This window comes from Sinorhizobium mexicanum, assembly GCF_013488225.1.
GTDB classification, from domain to species: Bacteria; Pseudomonadota; Alphaproteobacteria; order Rhizobiales; family Rhizobiaceae; genus Sinorhizobium; species Sinorhizobium mexicanum.
Map to the genome: position 1 here is coordinate 1,351,435 of NZ_CP041241.1, position 21,676 is coordinate 1,373,110.

General features: G+C 62.9%; 20 protein-coding genes and 1 pseudogene. 10 read left to right on the forward strand and 11 right to left on the reverse strand.

The annotated features are described in order from the left end of the window. Positions 1-19: 19 nt before the first annotated feature. The 8 genes from eutC to FKV68_RS30435 are packed head-to-tail and all read right to left on the reverse strand — an operon-like array spanning position 20 to position 9,351. Positions 20-1,009 carry an ectoine utilization protein EutC gene (gene eutC / locus FKV68_RS30400; protein WP_180942616.1) on the reverse strand — a complete coding sequence of 330 codons (990 nt, stop codon included), beginning with the start codon at positions 1,007-1,009 and terminating at the stop codon, positions 20-22. Beyond that, entirely contained in the window at positions 1,006-1,992 is a 987-nt protein-coding gene (gene eutB / locus FKV68_RS30405) for a hydroxyectoine utilization dehydratase EutB (protein WP_427915999.1), read from the reverse strand. Before eutB ends, eutC begins: the two co-directional genes overlap by 4 nt. Further along, positions 1,992-2,489 (reverse strand): aminomethyltransferase family protein, encoded by a 498-nt coding sequence (locus tag FKV68_RS30410; RefSeq protein ID WP_180942618.1) that lies wholly within the window; start codon positions 2,487-2,489, stop codon positions 1,992-1,994. Before FKV68_RS30410 ends, eutB begins: the two co-directional genes overlap by 1 nt. Continuing rightward, on the reverse strand, positions 2,482-5,421 hold the full coding sequence (locus tag FKV68_RS30415) for a sarcosine oxidase subunit alpha family protein (protein WP_180942619.1): 2,940 nt from the start codon (positions 5,419-5,421) through the stop codon (positions 2,482-2,484). Before FKV68_RS30415 ends, FKV68_RS30410 begins: the two co-directional genes overlap by 8 nt. Next, complete coding sequence (locus tag FKV68_RS30420; protein WP_180942620.1) at positions 5,418-5,684, reverse strand: sarcosine oxidase subunit delta; 267 nt, start codon at positions 5,682-5,684, stop codon at positions 5,418-5,420. Before FKV68_RS30420 ends, FKV68_RS30415 begins: the two co-directional genes overlap by 4 nt. 9 nt (positions 5,685-5,693) lie before the next feature. Then, entirely contained in the window at positions 5,694-6,950 is a 1,257-nt protein-coding gene (locus FKV68_RS30425) for a sarcosine oxidase subunit beta family protein (protein WP_180942621.1), read from the reverse strand. A 10-nt stretch (positions 6,951-6,960) separates the two neighbouring features. Further along, entirely contained in the window at positions 6,961-8,109 is a 1,149-nt protein-coding gene (locus FKV68_RS30430; RefSeq protein ID WP_180942622.1) for a M24 family metallopeptidase, read from the reverse strand. 60 nt (positions 8,110-8,169) lie between these two features. Next, positions 8,170-9,351, reverse strand: coding sequence for a M24 family metallopeptidase (locus FKV68_RS30435; RefSeq protein ID WP_246452718.1), 1,182 nt, complete (start codon positions 9,349-9,351; stop codon positions 8,170-8,172). Positions 9,352-9,541: 190 nt separating this feature from the next. Between FKV68_RS30435 and ehuB the strand changes: the two genes are divergently transcribed. The 10 genes and pseudogenes from ehuB to FKV68_RS30485 form a co-directional block, all read left to right on the forward strand. Beyond that, complete coding sequence (gene ehuB, locus FKV68_RS30440) at positions 9,542-10,405, forward strand: ectoine/hydroxyectoine ABC transporter substrate-binding protein EhuB (RefSeq protein WP_180942624.1); 864 nt, start codon at positions 9,542-9,544, stop codon at positions 10,403-10,405. A gap of 150 nt (positions 10,406-10,555) precedes the next feature. Continuing rightward, positions 10,556-11,197: an ectoine/hydroxyectoine ABC transporter permease subunit EhuC gene (gene ehuC / locus FKV68_RS30445; protein WP_427916004.1), complete on the forward strand. Its 642-nt coding sequence runs from the start codon at positions 10,556-10,558 to the stop codon at positions 11,195-11,197. Further along, positions 11,197-11,844, forward strand: a complete 648-nt coding sequence (gene ehuD / locus FKV68_RS30450; RefSeq protein WP_180942626.1) for an ectoine/hydroxyectoine ABC transporter permease subunit EhuD — start codon at positions 11,197-11,199, stop codon at positions 11,842-11,844. The genes ehuC and ehuD overlap by 1 nt, the downstream gene beginning before the upstream one ends. A 3-nt stretch (positions 11,845-11,847) precedes the next feature. Further along, on the forward strand, positions 11,848-12,627 hold the full coding sequence (ehuA, locus tag FKV68_RS30455; RefSeq protein WP_269808472.1) for an ectoine/hydroxyectoine ABC transporter ATP-binding protein EhuA: 780 nt from the start codon (positions 11,848-11,850) through the stop codon (positions 12,625-12,627). 14 nt (positions 12,628-12,641) lie between these two features. After that, positions 12,642-13,361: a GntR family transcriptional regulator gene (locus tag FKV68_RS30460; protein ID WP_269808479.1), complete on the forward strand. Its 720-nt coding sequence runs from the start codon at positions 12,642-12,644 to the stop codon at positions 13,359-13,361. Continuing rightward, positions 13,361-13,843 carry an Lrp/AsnC family transcriptional regulator gene (locus tag FKV68_RS30465; protein ID WP_180943968.1) on the forward strand — a complete coding sequence of 161 codons (483 nt, stop codon included), beginning with the start codon at positions 13,361-13,363 and terminating at the stop codon, positions 13,841-13,843. The genes FKV68_RS30460 and FKV68_RS30465 overlap by 1 nt, the downstream gene beginning before the upstream one ends. A gap of 133 nt (positions 13,844-13,976) precedes the next feature. Further along, positions 13,977-15,473 carry an NAD-dependent succinate-semialdehyde dehydrogenase gene (locus FKV68_RS30470; protein ID WP_180942628.1) on the forward strand — a complete coding sequence of 499 codons (1,497 nt, stop codon included), beginning with the start codon at positions 13,977-13,979 and terminating at the stop codon, positions 15,471-15,473. A gap of 24 nt (positions 15,474-15,497) precedes the next feature. Beyond that, on the forward strand, positions 15,498-16,874 hold the full coding sequence (locus tag FKV68_RS30475; RefSeq protein ID WP_180942629.1) for an aspartate aminotransferase family protein: 1,377 nt from the start codon (positions 15,498-15,500) through the stop codon (positions 16,872-16,874). An 11-nt stretch (positions 16,875-16,885) separates the two neighbouring features. Beyond that, on the forward strand, positions 16,886-17,959 hold the full coding sequence (locus FKV68_RS30480) for an alcohol dehydrogenase family protein (RefSeq protein WP_180942630.1): 1,074 nt from the start codon (positions 16,886-16,888) through the stop codon (positions 17,957-17,959). A gap of 72 nt (positions 17,960-18,031) precedes the next feature. Then, positions 18,032-18,496: pseudogene (locus FKV68_RS30485) on the forward strand (aminotransferase class III-fold pyridoxal phosphate-dependent enzyme); the annotation flags it as partial. Positions 18,497-18,586: 90 nt separating this feature from the next. On the opposite strand, the gene FKV68_RS30490 reads toward FKV68_RS30485, so the two are convergent. The 3 genes from FKV68_RS30490 to FKV68_RS30500 all read right to left on the reverse strand — a co-directional run bounded on the left by FKV68_RS30490 (position 18,587) and on the right by FKV68_RS30500 (position 21,664). Then, positions 18,587-18,970 carry a VOC family protein gene (locus FKV68_RS30490; protein WP_180942631.1) on the reverse strand — a complete coding sequence of 128 codons (384 nt, stop codon included), beginning with the start codon at positions 18,968-18,970 and terminating at the stop codon, positions 18,587-18,589. A 139-nt stretch (positions 18,971-19,109) separates the two neighbouring features. Continuing rightward, positions 19,110-20,243 (reverse strand): ABC transporter ATP-binding protein, encoded by a 1,134-nt coding sequence (locus FKV68_RS30495; RefSeq protein ID WP_180942632.1) that lies wholly within the window; start codon positions 20,241-20,243, stop codon positions 19,110-19,112. 191 nt (positions 20,244-20,434) lie between these two features. After that, positions 20,435-21,664, reverse strand: coding sequence for an ABC transporter substrate-binding protein (locus FKV68_RS30500; protein ID WP_180942633.1), 1,230 nt, complete (start codon positions 21,662-21,664; stop codon positions 20,435-20,437). Between the last annotated feature and the right edge of the window lie 12 nt (positions 21,665-21,676).

Genomic DNA, 21,676 nt, shown 5'->3' on the forward strand with positions numbered 1-21,676 from the left:
TTTTCCGGCCGTGCCGGCCTTAACTCTCGAACGTGGTTCCGGCGTCTGCCGCATTGGCTCGCGTAAAGGCGAGCGTGGCGATTGCCGTGTCCTGAATGCCGGTGCCGGTGAGATCCGCTATCGTGATCTCTTCCGTCCCGGTCCGGCCGGGCTTCAGCCCGGCGATCACCTGCCCGAGCTCCGCGAATTCGGCGTCGGCTGCAACAAGCCCGGCCGCAATCGCGTGGTGCAGTTCGCCGAGCCGGCGTGTCTGCCTGAGGCTGTCGGCGACATAGGTTGTCTCGGCGATCGCCCGCGGCTCGATCTCGTTCTTGTGCTCGGCGTCCGAGCCCATGGCGGTGACATGCTGCCCCGGCTGCAGCCATTCGGCCTTGAGAATCGGCGCTTCCGACGGTGTGGTGGTGACGACGATGTCGGCGCCGGTGACGGCTGCCTTCGGGTCGATTGCTGCCTTGACCGGGAAGCCGAGCTTTTCGGCAAGCGCTTTCGCCGTCGCTTCGGCCTTCGCTGCGTCGCGCGCCCAGATGCGCGCTTCCCGGATCGGCCGCACCAGCGCGAGCGCCTGAAGCTGCAGCCTTGCCTGCATCCCGGCACCGAAGATCGCGGCCACCGAGGAATCCGCCCGCGACAGATGCTTCGCCGCCACCGCGCCGGCGGCGGCCGTACGCACGTCGGTCAGATAGCCGTTGTCGAGCAGCAGCGCCTCTACGAGACCGGTGCGGCTGGACAGGAGCACCATCATGCCGTTGGTGCTCGGCAACCCGATCTTCGGATTGTCGAAGAAACCAGGGCTGATCTTGATCGCAAAGCCTTCGATCCCGGGAACATAGGCGGTCTTGACGTCGACCTCGCCGCGGTATTCCGGAATGTCGAGCCTGAGGATGGGCGGCATCGCCACGGCCTTGGTGGCAAGCGCATGGAACGCGCCCTCAACGCAATCGACCGCCTCGCGATCGAGCGGCACGATCCGACGCAGCTCCGCCTCGGTCAAAATCGTCATCCGTGTCATGCCGCCTCCTCGCGGAACGGATCCGTTTCGCCGTTGATCACGCGCAAATGCAGCCCCATGTCGATGTTGCGGCCGGAAAGAATGACCGCGATCGGGCCCTCGATGTTCTTGATCTTGCCGGCCAAAAGCGCCGCGATGCCGACGGCCCCCGCCCCCTCGACGATCTCGCGCTCCTGTTCGTAGGCGTGCCGAATGCCGGCGGCGATCTCGTCCTCGGAAAGCAGCACGACGTCATCGAGAAGGTCGCGGCACATGGCGAATGTGACCCGGTTGTCGAGCCCGACCCCCCCGCCGAGCGAATCCGCAAGGCTTGGCTCTTCCTCGATTTGCACCGGCCGGCCGGCCTCGAGGCTCGCCTTCATCGCCGCACCGCGCTCCATCGTCAGCCCGATCACGCGCGCCTTCGGTCGGCGCGCCTTGACCGCGGCGGCGACGCCGGCCGCGAGCCCGCCGCCCGACAGCGGCACCAGCACCGTCGACACGTCCGGCATGTCGTCGACAATCTCCAGCCCCAAGGTACCCTGGCCCGCAACGATTGCCGGATGGTCGAACGGCGGCACCATAACCAGCCCCTCGTCGCTGACCAGGCGGTCGACCTCCTGCTGGGCCTCGTCTTGCGATCTGCCGACGATCCTCACATTCGCGCCGAGGCGCCGGATCTCCGAGACCTTGTTCTCCGGCACCAGCCGCGACATGCAGATCGTCGCGCTCGATCCTTCCGCTTTCGCCGCATGGGCGAGCGCCCGGCCGTGATTTCCCGTCGAGGCCGCCACGACGCCGCGGGCCCGCTCCTCAGGGCTCAGCGACAGCACGGCGTTGGTGGCGCCGCGCAGCTTGAAGCTGCCGGTCGTCTGGTGGTGTTCGAGCTTCAGGCCGACAGGCACGCCGCAGCGCTCGGACAGCACCGCGGAAAGCACGAACGGCGTGCGCAGGACTCGGCCGGCGATGCGTTGGCGGGCAGCCAGGATAGTATCGAGCTCCATCACTGACATCCCTCCAGCCATTCAGAGATGCTTCTGGCGAAACTTCGCGGTACGACGAACGCGCCATCGCGCTCGGAGGAACGCGTGAACATGACCGGGATACGGTGCAGCGAGGAAAAGGTCGCAACGCCGAGCGTCCGTTCCCAGTCGATCGCCAGACACTTGGACACGAGGTCTCGCAGATCAGGCGAGGTCACCTCGATGCGTATCCGCCCTTCGCTGAGGTCGAGCCTGCAGCCCAATTCGGGCGGAATGCCGGAAGCAATCGCCGACGCGCGCTCTGCCGGGAAGACCCAGAAGCGGCGTGGTCCTGCACGGACGACCCTCAGGCCGTCGCGGCCGGCAATCTCCCCGACCTGCGTCGGCAGGGGACCGCCGATCTCACGGGCAAGCGCCGGCTCGAACGCCGCAAGTGCGCCCTCCCATGCATCACATTGAATGAGCGGGCATGGCAGTTGCTTCAGCACCATGCGCTCGGCGGGTAACGTCTCAACCATGCATGCGTTCTCCGGCAGGATCGAGGAAGACGGGCGAAACGACGCGCGCCCGCACCACTTCATTTTTCATGGGATAGGAAGCAATCACCTCGTCGCCCTCGAAGTCCGCGGCGAGGAGGCCGAGGCCGACGTAGCAGTCCAGTTCCGGACTGTAGGTGATCGACGTCATGCGGCCGTGGCCGTGGCCCTCCAGCGGCTCGCCGGGCGCAAACAAAAGCGCCCCACCGCGAAGGCGTTTGCCGGCCTCGATGCATTTCAGGCCGACCAGCCGCTGGCGATTTGCAGCCGTAAACGCCTCGCGCCGACTCAGGGCCTCGCCAACATAGCCGCTGCGCTTGGCGACCATACGTCCCATGCCGAGGTCCGAGAGGGTCGTTCTGCCGTCGATTTCAGGGCCAGCCACGTGGCCCTTTTCGACGCGCAGCGCACCGAGCGCCTCGACGCCATAGGGTTTCAAGCCGTGGGGTGCGCCGACGTCGATGAGATGCCGCCAGGCGGCTTCACCATTCGAGGCTCCGACATAGATCTCATAGGCGCGCTCGCCAGAGTAGCTAAGGCGTATGATCCTCAGCGGACTGTCCCTGAACGCTCCCTCGGCCAGCCCCATATGCGGCAAAGCTTCGTTGGAGAAACCGATATCCGGAAACGCGGCCGCGAGTATTTTTCCGCTCTCGGGTCCGGCGACCGACATGCCCGCCCATTCGTCGCTGACCGACGAAACGGAGACGCGCAGGTCGGGCCACGCGGTATCCAGCAGGAATTCCAGCCAGGAAAGGACGTCCGCCGCCTTGGCGGTTGACGTCGTCATGAAGAAACAATCTGGCCCCACGCGTGTCGTCGTTCCATCATCGAAGACGATGCCGTCGTCGCGCAGCATGACGCCGTAACGCGCGCGCCCGACCTTGAGGCTGGCGAAGCCATTGGCGTAGACCCTGTCGAGAAAGGTGGCCGCGTCCGGTCCCTGGATGTCGATCTTGCCGAGCGTCGAGATATCCATGATCCCCGCCGCGGACCGCACGTGGCGCATTTCGTTGACGTAAGCCGCATTCACGTCCTTGCCGGAGGCCTCGAAGAACCACGGCCGCATCCAGAGCCCGACTTCGAGCATTTGCGCGCCATTTGCCGTGTGCCAGTCGTGGATCGGCGTGAGACGGTAGGGACGGAAGTGGTGACCTGTAGCACGTCCGGCAACCGCTCCGATCGCCACCGGCGTGTAAGGTGGCCGGAACGTTGTCGTTCCGGCCTCCGGGATCGAAATCCCGCGCAATTTGGCCATCGCCTTCAAGGCGTTGATATTGCTGGTCTTGCCCTGGTCCGTTCCCATCCCGAGCGTCGTATAGCGCTTGAGATGTTCGACCGACTCGTAGCCTTCCCGCTGGGCCAGCTGGATGTCGTCGAGCGTCACGTCCATCTGGAAATCGACGAATGCCTTTCGCTGACCGAAGATCGGCTTGTAGACGGTCGTCGGGCCGGCCGTTTCCTCGATCTCCAACGCGGGCGCTTCGGCTACCGCGCCCACCTTTCCAGCGACGGCGGCCGCCGCACGGCCGACGCCGGCACCCTCGGCGATCGCCGCCGAGACACCCGAGCTTCTGGTCGCCGCACCGGCGACGAACTGGGTTTCAGGGAGCAGTCCCGGAACAAAGGCGTCGATGTCTGGACGGTAAACCGGCTTCACTCCCTGGTGCGACGTCAGATGCAGCACCGGAGACCAGCCGGCGGACATGCCGACCAGATCGCAGCTGACGCCGGTCGTGCCTGCCATCCCGGCGAGGACGACGCCCTCTACCGCATATTTGCCTTTCACGTTCGCCACATTCGTCGCGAGATGAACCTCGGCGCCCATTTGCTTGGCTCTCGTCAACAGCGTCGGCTCCGCCATCGGCCTTGCATCGGCGATAGTGACGCGTGCGCCGTGGGCAAGGAGATCGAAAGCGGTGAGATAAGCGCTGTCGTCGGCGGTCGCGATCACGACATTCCTGCCGGGCAGAACCGCGTAGCGATTGACATACGTCCTGATCGCCGAGTTCAGCATGACGCTGGGCCGGTCATTGTTCGAGAAGACCATCGGCCGCTCGATCGCGCCGGTCGCAAGGACGATGCTGCGGGCGTGCAGCAACGTGAATGTTTTCCGCGCCGCATCCATCGCGGGACCAGCGAAGGGATCCGCATCCTCGATCAGTGCGAGCGTGTTCCCGTCATAGAGCCCGAAGGCGGTCGTGCGGCGCATGATGCGCACGTTCGCCATTTCCTCAAGCTCTGCCCGCATCGCGCTGAGCCATGCCGCTGCGGCCGGCTCGGAAAGCAGGCGGCCGCCGATTTCGAAGTCCTGCTCGATCAGCAGCACACGCGCGCCGGCGTGCGCGGCGGCCCGGGCGGCAGAAAGTCCGGCCGCTCCACTGCCAACGACCGCCACGTCCGTGAAATCGTCACGGGAGTCGTACACATCTGGGTCCGGCATCATTGTCGCTTTGCCGAGACCCGCAGCCTTGCGGATGAAGTGCTCATAGAACATCCACGCCCGGCGGCTCGGTCCCATGAAGGTCTTGTAATAGAACCCGGAGGAAAGAAGCGGACTGAACAGGCTGTTGACGCTCTGGACATCGAAACGCAACGACGGCCAGTTGTTCTGGCTTGCCGCGTCCAGACCCGATGTCAGTTCCAACATCGTGGCCGGCAAGTTCGGTTCCCGGCGCGCGCCCGTGCCGACCGTCACCAACGCGTTCGGCTCTTCCGCGCCGGCAGAGAGAATGCCGCGAGGGCGATGATACTTGAAACTCCTGCCGACCAGCGAGACTCCGCTTGCGAGCAGGGCGGAAGCGAGCGTGTCTCCCTTGAACCCGGCGTACTGACGGCCATCGAACGTAAACTTGAGAACTTGCGAGCGGTCCAGATAGCCGCCTGACGCAAGGCGCTTTTGGGTGGGTGTCATGCCCGTCGCCTTCTTGAAAAACTGACCGAATGGATCGAATGCGTGACCGTGTCGCGCTCGACAACGAGCCATTGGCGGCAGCCGAGAACGTGCTGCCAAAATTCGCGATGCAGCCCCTTGGGATTGGCCCGCACGTAGACATAGTGGTACCAGGCATCGAGATCCGGATTGTCGTGAGCGGGCCGCTCGGCGGTGGCATCGCCGCCGTAACGGAATTCGCTGTGGTCACGCACGCCGCAGCAGGGGCAGTCGATACGAAGCATCTCGCTCTCCTATTGAAGCCAGGCGAAGGGGCCGGCGCCCGCTTCATCGATCATGTGCCCGCTGCGGAAGCGCCCCAACCCGTAACCGCGGACAAGGGCGGGTGTCTCGCCGGTCGCCAGCATCTCGGCGAAGCACCAGCCGGATGCCGGGGTCGCCTTGAACCCGCCGTAACACCAGCCACCATTCAAATAGAGGCCATCGACGGGCGTCAGCGAGATGATCGGACTTGCGTCCGGCGTCATGTCCATGATGCCGCCCCAATGGCGCAGCAGGCGCAGGCGCGAGATGTTCGGCATCAGCGCAATTGCGGCCTCGCAGACCTCGCGCAGCACGCCGGTGTTGCCGCGCTGGGAGTAGGAGTTGTAGCCGTCGAGGTTGCCGCCAAAGACGAGCCCACCCTTGTCCGACTGGCTGAGATAGAAGTGGTCCGCCCCGTAGGCGACGACATGGTCGACCAACGGCTTGACCGGCTCCGTCACGAAGGCCTGCAGCAGATGGCTCTCGATCGGCAGTTCGAGCCCAGCTTTCTGGGCAAGGACGGACGTATGGCCGGCCACCGCGAGACCGACCCGGCCGGCACCGATACGGCCGCGGGTGGTTTCAACGCCGACGATCCGATCGCCCTGCCGGACAAAGTCGGTCACCTCGCAGCCCTCGATGATGTCCACGCCGTGGCCGCTTGCGGCCCGCGCATAACCCCACGCCACCGCATCGTGGCGGGCCGTGCCGGCTCGCCCCTGGAAGATCGCGCCATGGATCGGAAACCGGGCGGTGTCGGAGAAGTCGAGATAGGGTACAAGCTTGCGCACGGAGTCCCGGTCGAGAATCTCCGCGTCGATGCCGTTCGAGCGCATGACATTGGCGCGGTGAGTGAACGTATCGAGTTGATCCGCCGAATGTGCCGTCACCAGCTGGCCGCGCTGCGAGAACATGACGTTGAAGTTGAGCGCCGCCGACATTCCCTCCCAGAGCTTCATCGAGAACTCGTAGAACTGGGTATTGCCGTCGAGCAGGTAGTTCGACCGGATGACCGTGGTATTCCGGCCCACATTGCCGCCGCCGATATAGCCCTTCTCCAGCACCGCGACGTTGCGGACGCCGTGGTTCTCGGCGAGATAGAAGGCGGTTGCGAGGCCGTGCCCGCCGCCGCCGATGATGACGACGTCGTAGGAGGCCTTTGGACTGGCTGCGCGCCAGGCGCGTTGCCATCCCCGATTGCCTGTGGCTGCGTGGCGTAGCAGCGAGAAGACCGAATACCGGCTCATGACAAAGGTCCTATCGAACGATCGGGCCGAGCGGCGTGCGCGTCAGCACCTCGGGTCCGGTCCCCGTCAGCAACACGGTATTGGAGACGAAATCGTCCCCCTTGCCGGTCCCCATCAGCCAGGAAAGGATGTGGAAGCTCATCCCCGTGCGGATCTCGAGATCGGAATCGTGTCTAAGACCGGTCACCGTATTTCCCCCGGTCCACGACGGAGGCTGACCGACGCCCACGCAGTAGCCGCAGTGATGGCGGCGGTAATGGGAAAGACCCGCATCATCGACGACAGCCTGCCAGGCGGCGTAGACATCACGGGCGCGCGCGCCGGGTCTGAGCGCCCCGACGACGGCATTAAAGGCCGCAGCCGTCACTTCCGCCATGCGCGCATCGGCGTCGCTGATGCCGCCAAGCCGGATCAGACGACCCAGCGGCGCGTGATAGCGTGAAATACATCCGGAAAGCTCGATGAAGACCGGCTCCCCCTGGCGGTAGTTTCCGGATCCCCATGTCGTGTGCTCTTCGCCCAGCCGGGAGGCCGGACGGATGAACGGGCCGAAGCCCGGCACATGACCTCCCGCCCGGGTCATCGCCGCGATGCATTCGGCAGCAACGTCGCACTCCCGCGCACCGTCGGCGATCATCCCGATTGCGGCGCCGGCTGCCGCGTCGGTAACCGCAGCGGCCCGCCGCATGAGGACTTGCTCCTCGGCGCTCTTCACCAATCTCAGGTGGTCCACGAGATTGGAGACATCGTTCCACTCGGCGGACACAAGCGACTCCAGCCGCCGCGCAAGCCCATGGCTCAGCCCGGATGTCCATTGCTCAAGCCCAAGCCGCTTTCCCGCAAAACCCTGATCATTGAGAATGCGCGACGCAAGGTCGGCCGCGGTCTCGCTGTCGCTGTGACCGCGGAACTCGGCGGCACGGACATGATTTTCGATCGTCACGCGCTCCATCGCACGGGTGACGAGCGTCGGTTTGCCCTGGAGCGGGACGATGAGAAGATGGGGTGCAAAGTAGCCCCAGTGATCGAGGCCCGTCAGATAAAAGATGTTTTCCGGCGACGCGAAAACCGCCGCGTCAAGTCCGCGATCGACGAGCCCAGCTCTTACAGCATCAAGACGGCGCGCGATCTCGCCATCGGTAAAGGGATTACCGTCCATGGTCTCTCTCTTGTCTTCCGCCCTCAGTCGGCGGCGCTTCGAATGGATATCAACGGGCGTCTATTCGACGGCGATCAGTTTCCGGGGCGACGTGCAAAGCTTCTCCCCGCCCTTGTCCGTGACGACGAAGGACTCGGATATCGCCAGGCCGAAATCGCCAAGCCAGACACCCGCCATCATGTGAAAGCACATGCCCGGCTGCAGCTCGGTCCGGTCGCCCGGCCGGAGACTGACCGTGCGCTCGCCCCAGTCCGGCGGATAGGCGAGGCCGATCGGATAACCGACGCGGCTTTCCTTCTTCAGTCCCCGGCTGCGCAGAACCGCCTGCCATGCGGCCTCGACCTCTTCGGCGGTGTTGCCGGACCGCGCCTTCTCGAGCCCGGCATCCACACCATCGACAATGGCCTTGGCGATGTCGACGTAGGTCTGCGGCGGCCGGCCAAAGTGCACCGTGCGGGTAAGCGCCGCATGGTAACGCCGCCTCGCGCCGGCAATTTCGAGAATCGCGAGGCCGGACTGCGGCAGAGGATCCTCGGTCCAGGTCAGATGCGGCGTGGCAGTACCCTCGCCGACGGGCATCAGCGGGCAGATCGCGGCATAGTCGCCGCCAAGACCACCCACGCCCATGATCTGAGCGTGATAGAGCTCGGCGATGACTTCGTTCTGCGGCACCCCGGGGCTCATCTTCGAGATGGCCCGCTCCATCGCATGTGAGCAAATGGCGCCGGCTTCGCGCATCAAGGCGAGTTCGGGCTCGGATTTGATCAGGCGCGCCCAATTGACCAGGTCGCCGTTGTTGGAAAAGCTGGCCTCCGGAAGCCCTTGGACGAGATGGGCATGGCAGCGCGCCGTGTAGTAATGCGCATCCATCTCCACACCGATGCGCGCCTTCCCCCAGCCACGGGCGCGGACCAGTTCGGCAAGCTCATCGAAGGGGTGGCCTTCCGGGTTCTGCACCAGATACTCCGAAAACGGCACGACGTTGCCTTGAGGCAACCCGGTCGTCAGAAGGGCGCTCTTCTCGTCCTGCGCCCGACCGAACCAGATCGGCCGCTCCTCGTCGACGTGCACGAGAACACATTGCGGCACATAGAACGACCAGCCGTCGTAGCCGGTGAGCCAGCCCATGTTCGCAGGATCCTGACAGATAATGAGGTCGAAGCCCGCCCGCTCCATGCGTTTCTTCACATCACGGATCCGGCGGGAATACTCCGCCGCGGTAAAAACAGCCGACCTGCTCACGACATCTCCTCCATCGTGTACGACGTCATAGATGTGTACATCATTTTCTACAGCACGCAACTGTGTATCGAAATTTTCGTATTTATAGCAGGCCATCTTGTAAAAACGAGAGTCAGATGTATACTTCTACCGTCTCGCGAGGCATCCAAGCTGTGCGAGGCGAACACCAGCTTCAAAAAAAGGGGAACCCATGTTCAAATCTCTCATTTCCCGCAGGAATGCACTGAGGGCCGCAGCCCTCACAGTCGCCGCCGTATCCTTCTGCGGCTACGCCCATGCAGAATCGACCCTCGAGAAAGCAAAGGCCGCCGGCTATATTCGCATCGGGTTTGCCAATGAGGCGCCCTTCGGATTCGCCACTCCGGACGGAAAGCTCACCGGAGAGGCTCCGGAAGTCGCCAAGGCCGTACTCAAGAAAATGGGCATCGCAGAGGTAGACGGCGTGCTGACCGAATTCGGCTCGCTCATTCCCGGCCTGAAGGCCGGCCGCTTCGACATCATCGCGGCGGGCATGTTCATCAATCCCAAGCGTTGCGCCGAGATCGCCTTCTCCGAGCCCTCCTACGGCATCGGGCAGGCCATGCTGGTCGCGAAGGGCAACCCCAAGGGCGTCAAAGACTATTCCACCTTCGCATCCAACAAGGATCTGAAGCTCGCCGTAATGGCGGGTGCCGTGGAAAGTGGCTACGCGAAGGATGCGGGCCTCTCCGCCGAGCAGGTCATCTCACTGCCCGATCAGTCCAGCCTTGTCGCTGCCGTCCAAGCCGGCCGCGCCGATGCGGCAGCCCTCACCGCACTGTCGATCGCCGAAATGGCCAAAAAGGCGGAAGGCGTGGAGTCGACCGAGCCCTTCGGTGAAGTTGCCGGAAAGTCAGTCAAGGGTCACGGCGGCTTCGGCTTCCGCAAGGAAGACAAGGATCTCGTCGAGGCCTTCAACAAGGAGCTCACCGCCTTCCTGGGCACCCCGGAGCATCTCGCCCTCGTCGAACCGCTGGGCTTTGGCAAGGGCTATCTGCCGAACAAGACGACCGCGCAGCTTTGCGCAGGCGAGTAACGCCTTCTGGCCGGCGGCGCGAAAGCGCCGCACTTCCAATCCCTGCGTTCATGAGGGACCCAGATGTGGATTCGTATGCTCGTCGCGATGCTCGCGGCAACGTTGCTGCTGATCGCCTTGCTTTCAGCCAACGCTGAATACCGGCTCTTCATGCCAGGTTTGTTAGAAGGCGCCGTGCTGACGGCGGAGATTACGGTCTTGGGAGCCGTGCTCGCCGTGTTCATGGCGCTGATAGCGGCGCTCGCAAAGCTCTATGGCCCTCTGCCGATAAGGTGGCTTTCGACGACCTACATTGAGATCTTCCGCGGGACTTCCGCGCTGGTGCAGCTTTTCTGGCTCTATTTCGTCCTGCCGCAATTCGGCATCTTCCTTGACGCCTTCCTGGTGGCGGTTCTGGCGCTCGGCCTGAACATTGGGGCCTACGGGGCGGAGGTTGTCCGAGGCGCCATCGTTTCCGTGGCGCGCGGACAGTGGGAGGCTTCAATCGCCCTCAACATGTCGAGAGCACAAATGCTGCGTCGGATCATTCTGCCTCAGGCGTTTACGGCCATGATTCCTCCCTGGGGCAACCTCTTTATCGAACTGGTGAAGTCTACCTCGCTCGTTTCCCTGATTACGCTGGCGGACCTCACTTTCAAGGCCCAGCAAATGAACCAGTCAACGCTGAAGACGGTACCTGTGTTTACCCTCGTGCTGCTGATCTATCTGGCCATTTCTCTAACCGTCACCATTGCCATGCGCCTGCTTGAACAGCGTGCGTCGAAGGGACTGACACGCGGAAGGGTCGCCTGATGTGGGATTGGACATTCACATTCGAGATTCTGCCGGTGCTTGCTAGGGCGGCGATCATGACAGTCGAAGCGACCGCTCTCGGTTTCGTCATAGCGGCGACACTCGGGCTCGTGCTCGCCTCCATCAGGCTGGCCTTTCCGACCGCCGGCGTCGTGGTTACGGTGTTGGTGGAACTCATCCGGTCGACGCCCCTGCTCATCCAAATATTCTTCCTCTACTTCGTCTTGCCGAAGGCAGGAATCGTGCTGGATGCGTTTACGGCGGGCGTGGCAGCCATAGGCGTTCACTACGCCGCCTATTGCTCCGAGGTCTACCGCGCGGGATTCGAGAACGTTCCGAGGGGCCAATGGGAGGCATCGATCGCTCTCAACCTGTCTCCGTGGAATACCTTCAAGGACATAATCCTGCCTCAGGCGCTGCCTCCGGTCGTTCCTGCGCTCGGAAACTACCTGATTGCGCTTTTCAAAGAGACGCCCTTGCTCTCGGCCATTGCCGTCCTCGAACTCATGCAGACCGCGAAAAACATCGGATCTGAGACATTCCGCTACACCGAGCCCGTCACGCTCGTCGGGGTGTTCTTCCTGGTTATGAGTCTCGTTTCAGCGGGCATCGTCCGGATACTCGAATCGTGGTTGCAGCGGAGATAGAAGATGAACGACATGCCAATGGTACGCTTCGAGAACGTTTCAAAACGCTACGGCGCGCTCACCGTTCTCGACAATCTCAACCTCGATATCGGCCGCGGCGAGAAGGTATCGATCATCGGTCCCTCGGGCTCCGGCAAGACCACCGTGCTGCGCATGCTCATGACGCTCGAGGCCATCAACGATGGTGTCCTCTGGGTCGATGGCGAACCCATGACGCACATGATGCAGAACGGCAAGCTTGTGCCCGCGACCACCAAGCACATACGCCGGATCCGTGCAAAAATCGGCATGGTGTTCCAGTCCTTCAACCTGTTCCCGCACATGACTGCGATGGGAAACTGCATCGAAGCTCCGATAACCGTACTCGGAATGAAGCGCTCGGAGGCTGAGGAGCGCGCGGCGGAGCTCCTGGACATGGTCGGCCTGTCCGCCAAGAAGGATCACTATCCGTCGCAACTGTCGGGCGGTCAGCAGCAGCGCGTGGCAATCGCGCGTGCGCTTGCAATGCGGCCGAAGATCATGCTGTTCGACGAAGTAACGTCGGCGCTCGATCCGGAACTTGTGGGCGAAGTGCTGCAGGTTATAAGGAAGATCGGCCACGAGCACGACCTTACCATGCTCATGGTTACCCACCAGATGGGTTTCGCCAAGGAGTTTTCGGACAGGGTGTGCTTCTTCTATCAAGGCAAGATTTGCGAACAGGGCGCTCCCGCGGAAATCTTTGGAAACCCCAAGAACGAAAGGACAAGACAGTTTCTCAACGCTGTCTTGGAAGCAGGATAACCTTGCACCCCGAATTGCCTGGTAAAGTCGAAACCAGCGGCGCCTTACAGCCCGCATCGGCCCGAGAGAGGTTCGACCGGATATACCACACTCTCAGGGACCGCATCTGCATGCTCGAGTACGCGCCGAGCAGCCGCCTGTCCGAGGAAGAGCTGGCGAAAGAATTCTCCACCAGCCGCACGCCTGTGAGGCGTGTGCTGGCAAGGCTGGAGTCCGAGGGGCTGGTGGAATCGGTGCATGGTGTCGGGACGATCGTGACCGACCCCGATATCGGCGAATTGGTGCAGATCTATCATTTGCGCATGGAACTTGCGCTTCTGGTCGGCAAGCTTTCTCCGATCCCACGCAGCGCGGAGGATCTGGAACGGATCAGGGCGCTCATAGCCCGCTGCGACGAGGAGATGAAAAATCCGACACAAAGGGCGTTCCTGCACCTGAATATGGCGTTCTTTACCGAAATCAGGGCATTCACCGGAAACCTCCCGCTGCGGGAGATCAGCGAGCGGTTGTACTACCAGGTCGTTCGCGTCGTGTTGAAGATGATGCCGAAGCTGGGATTGGCGGAAGAGTACTCGGCCTTTCGCAACGAGATGCAGGCCGTCCTGTCTGCCGCCGAAATCGGCGACTGGGAGGCGATCGGATACATTCGGCGGGCCCACATCTCCATGAGCTTCCACCGCATGATGGCCTACGCCGAGAGGTCGGAACGGTCCGAAGAGCCCACCAAGGCATGATCAAGCTTGACGCCATTGATTTGCGCATCCTGGAAGCGATCCAGAAGGATGGAAGAATTACCAAGCTCGCGCTTGCCGAGAAGGCGGGACTGTCGCCAACACCCTGCTGGCTCAGACTGAGGAAGCTGGAAAAGGCCGGCATCGTGACGGGCTATCATGCGCGGCTCGCGATGCGCCGGGTCACCCCGGTCACAAGCGTTCTCACCGAGATCACGCTCGGCAACCACCGCCAGACCGACTTCGAACGCTTCGAACGCGTGGTCGCCTCGATCCCGGAAATCGTCGCCTGCTGGTCGGTCGGCGGCGGCGTCGATTACATTCTGAAGATCATGACAGCCGACGTCGACGCCTACCAGCGGCTCATCGACAGCCTGCTGGATCGCGAATTGGGCATCGACCGCTATTTCACCTACATCGTCACCAAGACGGTCAAGGAAGAAACTCTGCTCCCGCTGACCAGCTTGCTCCCTGATACGCTGTAGACCGGGACATCATAGACAATCCGGCTCTCCTGTCCCGGTTATTTAGTCCAACTCTCTGCCGCATGTGCCCGGAATAGACAACTTCTCTCCCCTTTGCGGTCCAGACTACCCGCAACAAGAGAGGAGATCGGATATGACTGCTGTTTTCGCGCGCACGACCTTCCACGACGCATTGAACCACCTGAATGATCGGCAGCTCCTGCGGGAGCTCGCTTATGTTGGAGGGCGGTGGGTTGCCGGGCGTGATGGCAAGGCCTTCGAGGTCTCAGATCCGGCAACGGGCGCGACGCTTGCCTGGGTCGCCTCGCTCGAGGCCACCCAGGCTTCGGAAGCCGTCGATGCCGCTGCCAAGGCTTTTCCGGCATGGCGTAGCATGCTGCCGCAAGCGCGCGCAGGCATTCTGCGCAAATGGTACGAACTGATGCTTGCCGCCAAGGAGGATCTCGCCCTGCTGATGACGCTCGAGCAGGGCAAACCGCTTGCGGAATCCCGCGGAGAAATCGACTACGCCGCCTCCTTCATCGAGTGGTATGCCGAAGAAGGCAAGCGGCTCAACGCCGAGAGCGTGACGAGCCATCTGCCGGGCGCGGAGATGATCGTACGCCGCGAGGCGCTCGGGGTCGTCGGTGTCGTCACGCCCTGGAACTTCCCCTCGGCGATGATCACCCGAAAGGCGGCCGCTGCACTCGCCGCCGGCTGCACGGTCGTTGCTCACCCCTCCTCCGAGACGCCGCTTTCTGCCCTGGCGCTCGCAGAGCTTGGCGAACGCGCCGGTCTTCCGGCCGGTGTGTTCAACGTCGTCACCGGTGATGCTGCGACCATCGTCGGCCGCCTGTGCGAAGAGCCCCGTGTCCGCGCCATGAGCTTTACCGGATCGACCGAGATTGGTAGGCTGATCGCCGGCCAGTGCGCTCCGACGATGAAGCGGCTGGTGATGGAACTTGGCGGCCATGCGCCGCTCATCGTGTTCGCCGATGCCGATGTGGAGAAGGCGGCGGATATCGCGATCGCCGCAAAATTCGCGACCTCCGGTCAGGACTGCCTCGCAGCAAACCGGATCTATGTCGAGCGACCGATCCTCAAAGCCTTCAACGAGGCCTTCGCCGCACGCGTTTCCCGCCTCAAAGTCGGCGCGGGGCTGGCACAAGACACCGACATCGGACCGCTCATGCATGAGCGCGCCATCGCCAAGGTCGAGGAGCAGGTAACCGACGCGTTGAAGCGCGGCGCGAAAGTCGCGATCGGCGGCAAGCGGCACGCCGCGGGACCGCTGTTCTTCCAACCGACCGTGCTCACCGACGTAGCGGACGACGCCCTGATCATGCGCGAGGAGACATTCGGCCCCGTGGCCGCCGTCACCGCATTCGACAGCGAAGATGAAGTCATCACCCGGGCGAACGACACCGAATATGGCCTCGTGGCCTACGTCGTCACCGAAAACGGCGCTCGCCAGCTGCGGCTCGCACGAGCCCTCGAGTATGGCATGGTGGCAATCAACCGGGTGAAGATCACCGGCGGACCGATCCCCTTCGGCGGCTGGAAGCAGTCCGGCCTCGCACGCGAAGGCTCACGCCATGGCATGGAGGCCTTCACCGAACTCAAATATCTCTGCATCGATACCGCCGCCTGAACGGATTTCATGAAAGGAAACACCATGCTCGAAAAAAGCAACGAACTCACCGCCTGGGACCGCGACCATTTCTTCCATCCGTCCACGCATATGGGCATGCATGCGCGCGGTGAAACCCCGACGCGGGTCATCGGCGGCGGCGAAGGCGCTTACATCACCGACATTGCCGGCAAGCGCAGCCTCGACGCCTTCGCCGGTCTCTACTGCGTCAATGTCGGCTATGGCCGGCAGAAGATTGCCGAGGCGATCGCTGAACAGGCGAAGAACCTCGCCTACTACCACGCCTATGTCGGCCACGGCACCGAGGCGTCGATCCGGCTCTCCAAGATGATCATCGATCGCGCGCCGGAAGGCATGAGCCGCGTCTATTTCGGCCTTTCCGGTTCGGACGCCAACGAGACCAACATCAAGCTCATCTGGTACTACAACAACATTCTCGGCAGGCCCGAGAAGAAGAAGATCATTTCCCGCTGGCGCGGCTATCACGGTTCCGGCGTGATGACGGGCTCGCTGACCGGCCTGCAGCTTTTCCACAATGCTTTCGATCTGCCGCGCGCACCGATCCTGCACACCGAGGCGCCGTACTATTTCCGCCGTCCGGACCGCTCGATGAACGAAGAGCAGTTCTCGCAATATTGCGCCGACAAGCTGGAGGAGATGATTCTCGCCGAAGGGCCGGACACGATCGCAGCCTTCATCGGGGAGCCGATCCTTGGTACGGGCGGCATCGTGCCGCCGCCGAAGGGTTACTGGCAGAAGATCCAGACGGTGCTTGAGAAATACGACATCCTGCTCGTCGCAGACGAGGTCGTAACCGGCTTCGGCCGCCTGGGGACAATGTTCGGCTCCGACCACTATGGCATGAAGCCGGACCTCATCACCATCGCCAAGGGTTTGACGTCGGCCTACGCGCCGCTTTCCGGCAGCATCGTCTCGGAAAAGATGTGGCAGGTGCTGGTGCAGGGTTCGGATGAACTCGGCCCGATCGGTCACGGCTGGACCTATTCCGCCCACCCGATCTGCGCTGCAGCCGGCATCGCCAATCTCGAACTGATCGACGAACTCGGCATCGTCGAGAATGCCGGTTCGACCGGAGCCTATTTCCGGTCCGAACTTGCAAAGGCGCTCTCGGAGCACAGGCACGTCGGCGAAGTGCGCGGAGACGGCCTTATGGCGGCGGTCGAGTTCGTTGAGGACCGCGATGATCGGAAGTTCTTCGATCCGGCGCAGAAGGTCGGCCCAAGAGTGGCTACGGCTCTGGCGGAGCGCGGTGTCCTCGGCCGGGCGATGCCGCAGGGTGACATCCTGGGCTTTGCACCACCACTCTGCCTGACGCGCGATGAGGCTGACATCGTCGTGAAGGCGGCAGTCGGCGCCATCTCCGAAGTCCTCGGCCGTTGAGGGGAATACGGATGATGCATTCGGTTCCGAGGACCATGGCGGCCGTACAACTCACCGGGCATGGCGGTTTGGACAAGCTCGTCTACAGCCGGGACGTCCCCGTCCCGGCACCAGCCCCGGGCGAGGTGCTGATCAAGGTCACCGCCTGCGGCATGAACAACACCGATGTCTGGGTGCGCGAAGGTGCCTACGGCACCGAGGACGATCCCTCCGCCGTCTCGACGTGGCGGCGCCACGGCAACACGCTGACGTTCCCGCGCATCCAGGGCACGGACACGGTCGGCCACGTCGTCGCCGTCGGCGACGGCGTCGATGAGGCGCGCATCGGCGAGCGCGTCATGGTCGACTTCTCGATCTACAATCGCGACGACGATAGCCTCGCCGACATCGATTACATGGGCCACGGCCGCGACGGCGGTTACGCCGAATATATGGCGCTTCCAGCCGAAAACGCCCATGTGGTCGCGACCGACCTGACCGACGTCGAACTTGCGACCTTTTGCTGCGCCTATCTGACCGGCGAACGCATGCTCGAAAGGGCGAGGCTCGCGGCCGGCGAGCTGGTCCTGGTGACCGGCGCTTCCGGAGGCGTCGGCTCGGCGATCATCCAGCTCGCCCGCGCCCGCGGCGCTATTCCGATCGCCGTCGCCGGCCGCGGCAAGGAAGCCGCGATTCGCGAGATCGGCGCCGAAGCCGTGGTCACCCGCGGGGAGGGCGACCTTACCGAGGCCGTGCACGCAGTAAGCGGCGGCCAGCCGATCGACGTCGTCGCCGATCTCGTCGGCGGCCCGCTCTTCAACGATCTTCTGAAGATCCTGCGCCCGGAAGGCCGCTATACCACCGCGGGCGCCATCGCCGGCCCCGTCGTTAAGCTCGATCTCAGGACGATGTATCTGAAGCAATTGGAACTGCACGGATCGAGCCAGGGCAGCCGCGCCGATTTCCGGCGTCTGGTGCGCTATATCGAAGAGAGAAAGATCCGCCCGCTCGTCGGGGGGACCTATCCTCTGTCGGAATTTCATCGAGCGCAGACAGACTTCATGGCGAAGAACTTCGTCGGCAAACTCGTCGTCGTTCCGAACTGACCCTGCGACGGGCGGTCGCTCATAGGACCGGATTGCCGCCCCTCCCCTGCCGGATCTGAGACATGCTGGGCAAAGATGTGGCAAGTGCTGGTGCAGGGTTCGGACGAACTCGGTCCGATCGGCCACGGCTGAACCTATTCCGCCCATCCGATCTGCGCAGCGGCCGGCATCACCAATCTCGAACTGATCGACGAACGGGGCATTGTCGAGAATGCCGGTTCGACCGGAGCCTATTTCCGGTCCGAACTTGCAAAGCCACTCGCGGGGCACCGGCATGTCGGCGAGGTACGCGGAGACGGCCTGATGGCGGCGATCGAGTTCGTTGAAGACCGTGACGATCGGACGTTCTTCGATCCGGCGCAGAAGGTCGGGCCAAGAGTGGCTACGGCGCTGGCGGAGCGCGGTGTCCTCGGCCGGGCGATGCCGCAGGGTGACATCCTGGGCTTTGCACCGCCACTCTGCCTGACGCGCGATGAGGCTGACATCGTCGTGAAGGCGGCAGCCGGCGCCGTCTCCGAAGTCCTCGGCAGCAAATAACGGCCTGAATTCCGGTCTTTCAATCGGGCGGAGCGCTGTCTCTACGGCGCTCCGCAAGCGTTCGCGCCTTTGCTGGTTCGCCATCACCAGTCAGCGACCGGCGGGCTGGAACAGCTCGACAAAATTGCCCGATGGGTCAATCAACAGGATTTGCGATCCGCCGGGTCCGGTCACCATGTCGTTGCGGAACTTAGCGCCGGCGGCTTGCAGTCGGGCGACTTCGGCAGCGAGATCATCGACAATGAGGTGGATCCGATTCCAGCCGCCGGGCGCCGGACGTTCGCCGTCGGGCATCGGGCGTCCCGCAGAGCTCAAGGGGCCGCTAAGCAATAGCCGCAATGCCCCCCGCTTGACGTCCGCGAAGGCCGGAGCGTGGTTGGAGAGAAGCGAAAATCCGAGGTGCTTCGTGTACCACTCGATGGCGGCCTCGACGTCATCGACCATGTAACGCACGTTGACGGTTACTTCCGACATTCCTGCCTCCCAATGTGAGTTCCACGAGCCAGAATGACGTTCGCATTCTACGCCAACGATCAAGGAAGAGAAATCTTCCGCCGCGCACGACCAAAACCGCAGCCAAGAGCTTCCGGTGACAACCCGGCACCGCCGGCCGTCAGGCCGCCGCTGGATCGAAAAGCGCCATGTCGATATCGGTCATCTCGACACGACGCTCGAAGGCGATACCGCTTTCATCGAACAGGTGACAATCGGCGGCACGAAAGCCGGTCCTGACCTCTTCGTCCGCCCGGATCGCAACGGTGCCCGGCAGCATTGCGCAATAGTTCTCCCCCTCGCCCCCGAGCGACGCATAGGCAACGGTATGCGCGCCGAGACGCTCGATGACTGAGGGTCTGACCGTCAACGTCAGGTCTCCGGAACCGATCTGGATATGTTCGGGGCGCACACCAAGGGTCAAGATCGCACCGGCCATGCCGCTGCGCGGCTTGACCGGAATGATCACCGCCTGCCCCTTGTATTCGACCTCTACGCCGGCCTCGCTGACACTCCTGCAGGTCACCGGCAGGAAGTTCATCTTCGGATTGCCGATGAAGCCGGCCACGAAGGTATTGGCCGGCTTATGGTAAAGTTCAAGCGGCGCGCCCGTCTGGGCGATCTCTCCGGCGTTCAGCACGACGATCCGGTCCGCCATCGTCATCGCTTCGACCTGGTCGTGCGTGACGTAGATCATCGTTGCCTTCAGTTGCCGGTGCAGTTTCGCCAGTTCGATGCGCATGTCGGCACGCAAAGCCGCGTCAAGGTTCGACAACGGCTCGTCGAACAGAAAGATCTTCGGCTCGCGCACGATGGCGCGGCCGATCGCGACACGCTGGCGCTGGCCGCCGGAGAGCATGCCGGGCTTCTGCTGCAGCCGCTGATCGAGATGGAGAATGCGCGCCGCGTGCTCGACCTTGGCCTTGAGCTTCTCCTCCGGCACCTTTTCCACGCGCAGTGGGAAGGCGATGTTCTCGAACACGGTCATGTGCGGATAGAGCGCGTAGGACTGGAAGACCATGGCGATTCCGCGCTTGACCGGCGGCAGGTCGTTGACACGCTTGCCGTCGATGACGATGTCGCCCGCCGTCGTCTCGTCAAGGCCAGCGATCATTCTGAGCAGCGTGGACTTGCCGCAGCCCGACGGGCCGACGAAGACCACGAACTCGCCGTTCCTGACTTCGAGTTCGACACCCTTCAGCACTTCGTACGTGCCGTAGAATTTCTGAACCTTTTTTAGATTGAGCTGTCCCAAAAATCTGTCTCCGGCCGCTAGAGCGCCGTGCGTTCAAGTGCACGCACAAAGGACGCTCTAGCACTTTGATTCTAGAGCATCTCATCCGCTTTCAGTGATTCCACTTGAAAGCGGGATGCTCTAGGGCGAGGCGGCTTTGCCGCCAGAACATGGGGAGACCGCGGGCTGGCGCTCCGCGGTCTCCGTCGGGCTTACTTGTACTGCTCGAGTTCGCCAGCCGCTTTCTTCAGCGCGTCGCCGGGTTCGGCTTTGCCGGTGACGACGGACTGGACCATATCGATCATCGCATTCTGGAATCCTTTGTAGTCCTTAAAGAGCGGCTCTGGGCCACCATAGGCGATGCCGTCGATCAACGGCTTCCAGGACGCGTCGGCCTTGACGAATTCATCGACCTTCGGAGACGGGCGCAGCGGCGTCAGGCCTGCACCGCCCTGCAGTTCGTACTCGCCCTGCGGACCCGGGGAGGTGATAAACTTCGCGAATTCGATCGCCTTTTCCTCGACGCCAGTCCCCTTGAAGATCGCCAAGCTGTCGGTGATCAGCAACGTCCCTTCACCCTTGGCCGAGGGACCGAGCGGCAGCGGCGCGATGCCCCAGTTGATCTTCGTTTCCTTGAGCAGCGAAGCCGCCCCGGAGCCCGACTGGATCATGCCAGCCTTGCCGTCAAGGAAGATGGCACGAATTTCGTTCTGCTCGTAAGCGGTTGCCCCTTCGACCGAATAGGGCGTGATGTCCTTGTAGGCCTGTAGCGCCGCCAGCACTTCCGGGCTATCCATGACGATCTTATCGCCATCGATCACCTTGCCGTTGTTGGTGTAAACCCAGTGCATGAACTGGTGCATCGTGTTGTCGAAGGTCTTGGCCGGCAGACCATAGCCCGCAATGCCGGTCTTTTCCTTGATCTGCTTCGCAAAGGCGATTTCTTCGGCCCAGGTCTTCGGCGGCGTTTCTGGGTCGAGGCCCGCCTGCTTGAAGAGGTCCTTGTTCCAATAGAGCGCCTTGGTCGAGAAAGCCACCGGGACGCCCCACTGGGTGTCATCGAAGGTCACGGTGTCGACGATGTTCGGATAGTAGCTCTTCTTCTCTTCCTCGGTCATCGGGACCGGAACGATCATATCGTTCTCGGCGAACTCCTTGAGTGTGCGGGACCCCACATAGGCCATGCCGACCGGCGTACCGGCCGCGGCAAGCGTCGTCGCCTTGTCCTGGCACTGCGCCCAGCCGACGACTTCCGGCACCACCTTCCAGCCGGCGTTCTTGCCTTCCCATTCCTTGATGTATTTCTCATGAATCGGATCGATCTTGTCGCCACAGTAGATCCAACTGATCTCCTGGTCGGCGGCCTGCGCGGCAACGCTCCCGAGCGCGGTCGAACCGAGCAAGGCAAGCGTTAGAAAAGCAGTCTTGTAAGCAATGGTCACGATGGAACTCCC

Bases quoted from the DNA above. Each gene is read 5' to 3' on its own strand.
- FKV68_RS30420 (WP_180942620.1), bottom strand. From the start codon at position 5,684: ATGCTTCGTATCGACTGCCCCTGCTGCGGCGTGCGTGACCACAGCGAA.
- FKV68_RS30415 (WP_180942619.1), bottom strand. From the start codon at position 5,421: ATGACACCCACCCAAAAGCGCCTTGCGTCAGGCGGCTATCTGGACCGC.
- ehuA (WP_269808472.1), top strand. From the start codon at position 11,848: ATGAACGACATGCCAATGGTACGCTTCGAGAACGTTTCAAAACGCTAC.
- FKV68_RS30410 (WP_180942618.1), bottom strand. From the start codon at position 2,489: ATGGTTGAGACGTTACCCGCCGAGCGCATGGTGCTGAAGCAACTGCCA.
- eutC (WP_180942616.1), bottom strand. From the start codon at position 1,009: ATGACACGGATGACGATTTTGACCGAGGCGGAGCTGCGTCGGATCGTG.
- ehuD (WP_180942626.1), top strand. From the start codon at position 11,197: ATGTGGGATTGGACATTCACATTCGAGATTCTGCCGGTGCTTGCTAGG.
- ehuC (WP_427916004.1), top strand. From the start codon at position 10,556: ATGCCAGGTTTGTTAGAAGGCGCCGTGCTGACGGCGGAGATTACGGTC.
- FKV68_RS30480 (WP_180942630.1), top strand. From the start codon at position 16,886: ATGATGCATTCGGTTCCGAGGACCATGGCGGCCGTACAACTCACCGGG.
- FKV68_RS30425 (WP_180942621.1), bottom strand. From the start codon at position 6,950: ATGAGCCGGTATTCGGTCTTCTCGCTGCTACGCCACGCAGCCACAGGC.
- ehuB (WP_180942624.1), top strand. From the start codon at position 9,542: ATGTTCAAATCTCTCATTTCCCGCAGGAATGCACTGAGGGCCGCAGCC.
- FKV68_RS30490 (WP_180942631.1), bottom strand. From the start codon at position 18,970: ATGTCGGAAGTAACCGTCAACGTGCGTTACATGGTCGATGACGTCGAG.
- eutB (WP_427915999.1), bottom strand. From the start codon at position 1,992: ATGGAGCTCGATACTATCCTGGCTGCCCGCCAACGCATCGCCGGCCGA.
- FKV68_RS30470 (WP_180942628.1), top strand. From the start codon at position 13,977: ATGACTGCTGTTTTCGCGCGCACGACCTTCCACGACGCATTGAACCAC.
- FKV68_RS30475 (WP_180942629.1), top strand. From the start codon at position 15,498: ATGCTCGAAAAAAGCAACGAACTCACCGCCTGGGACCGCGACCATTTC.
- FKV68_RS30430 (WP_180942622.1), bottom strand. From the start codon at position 8,109: ATGGACGGTAATCCCTTTACCGATGGCGAGATCGCGCGCCGTCTTGAT.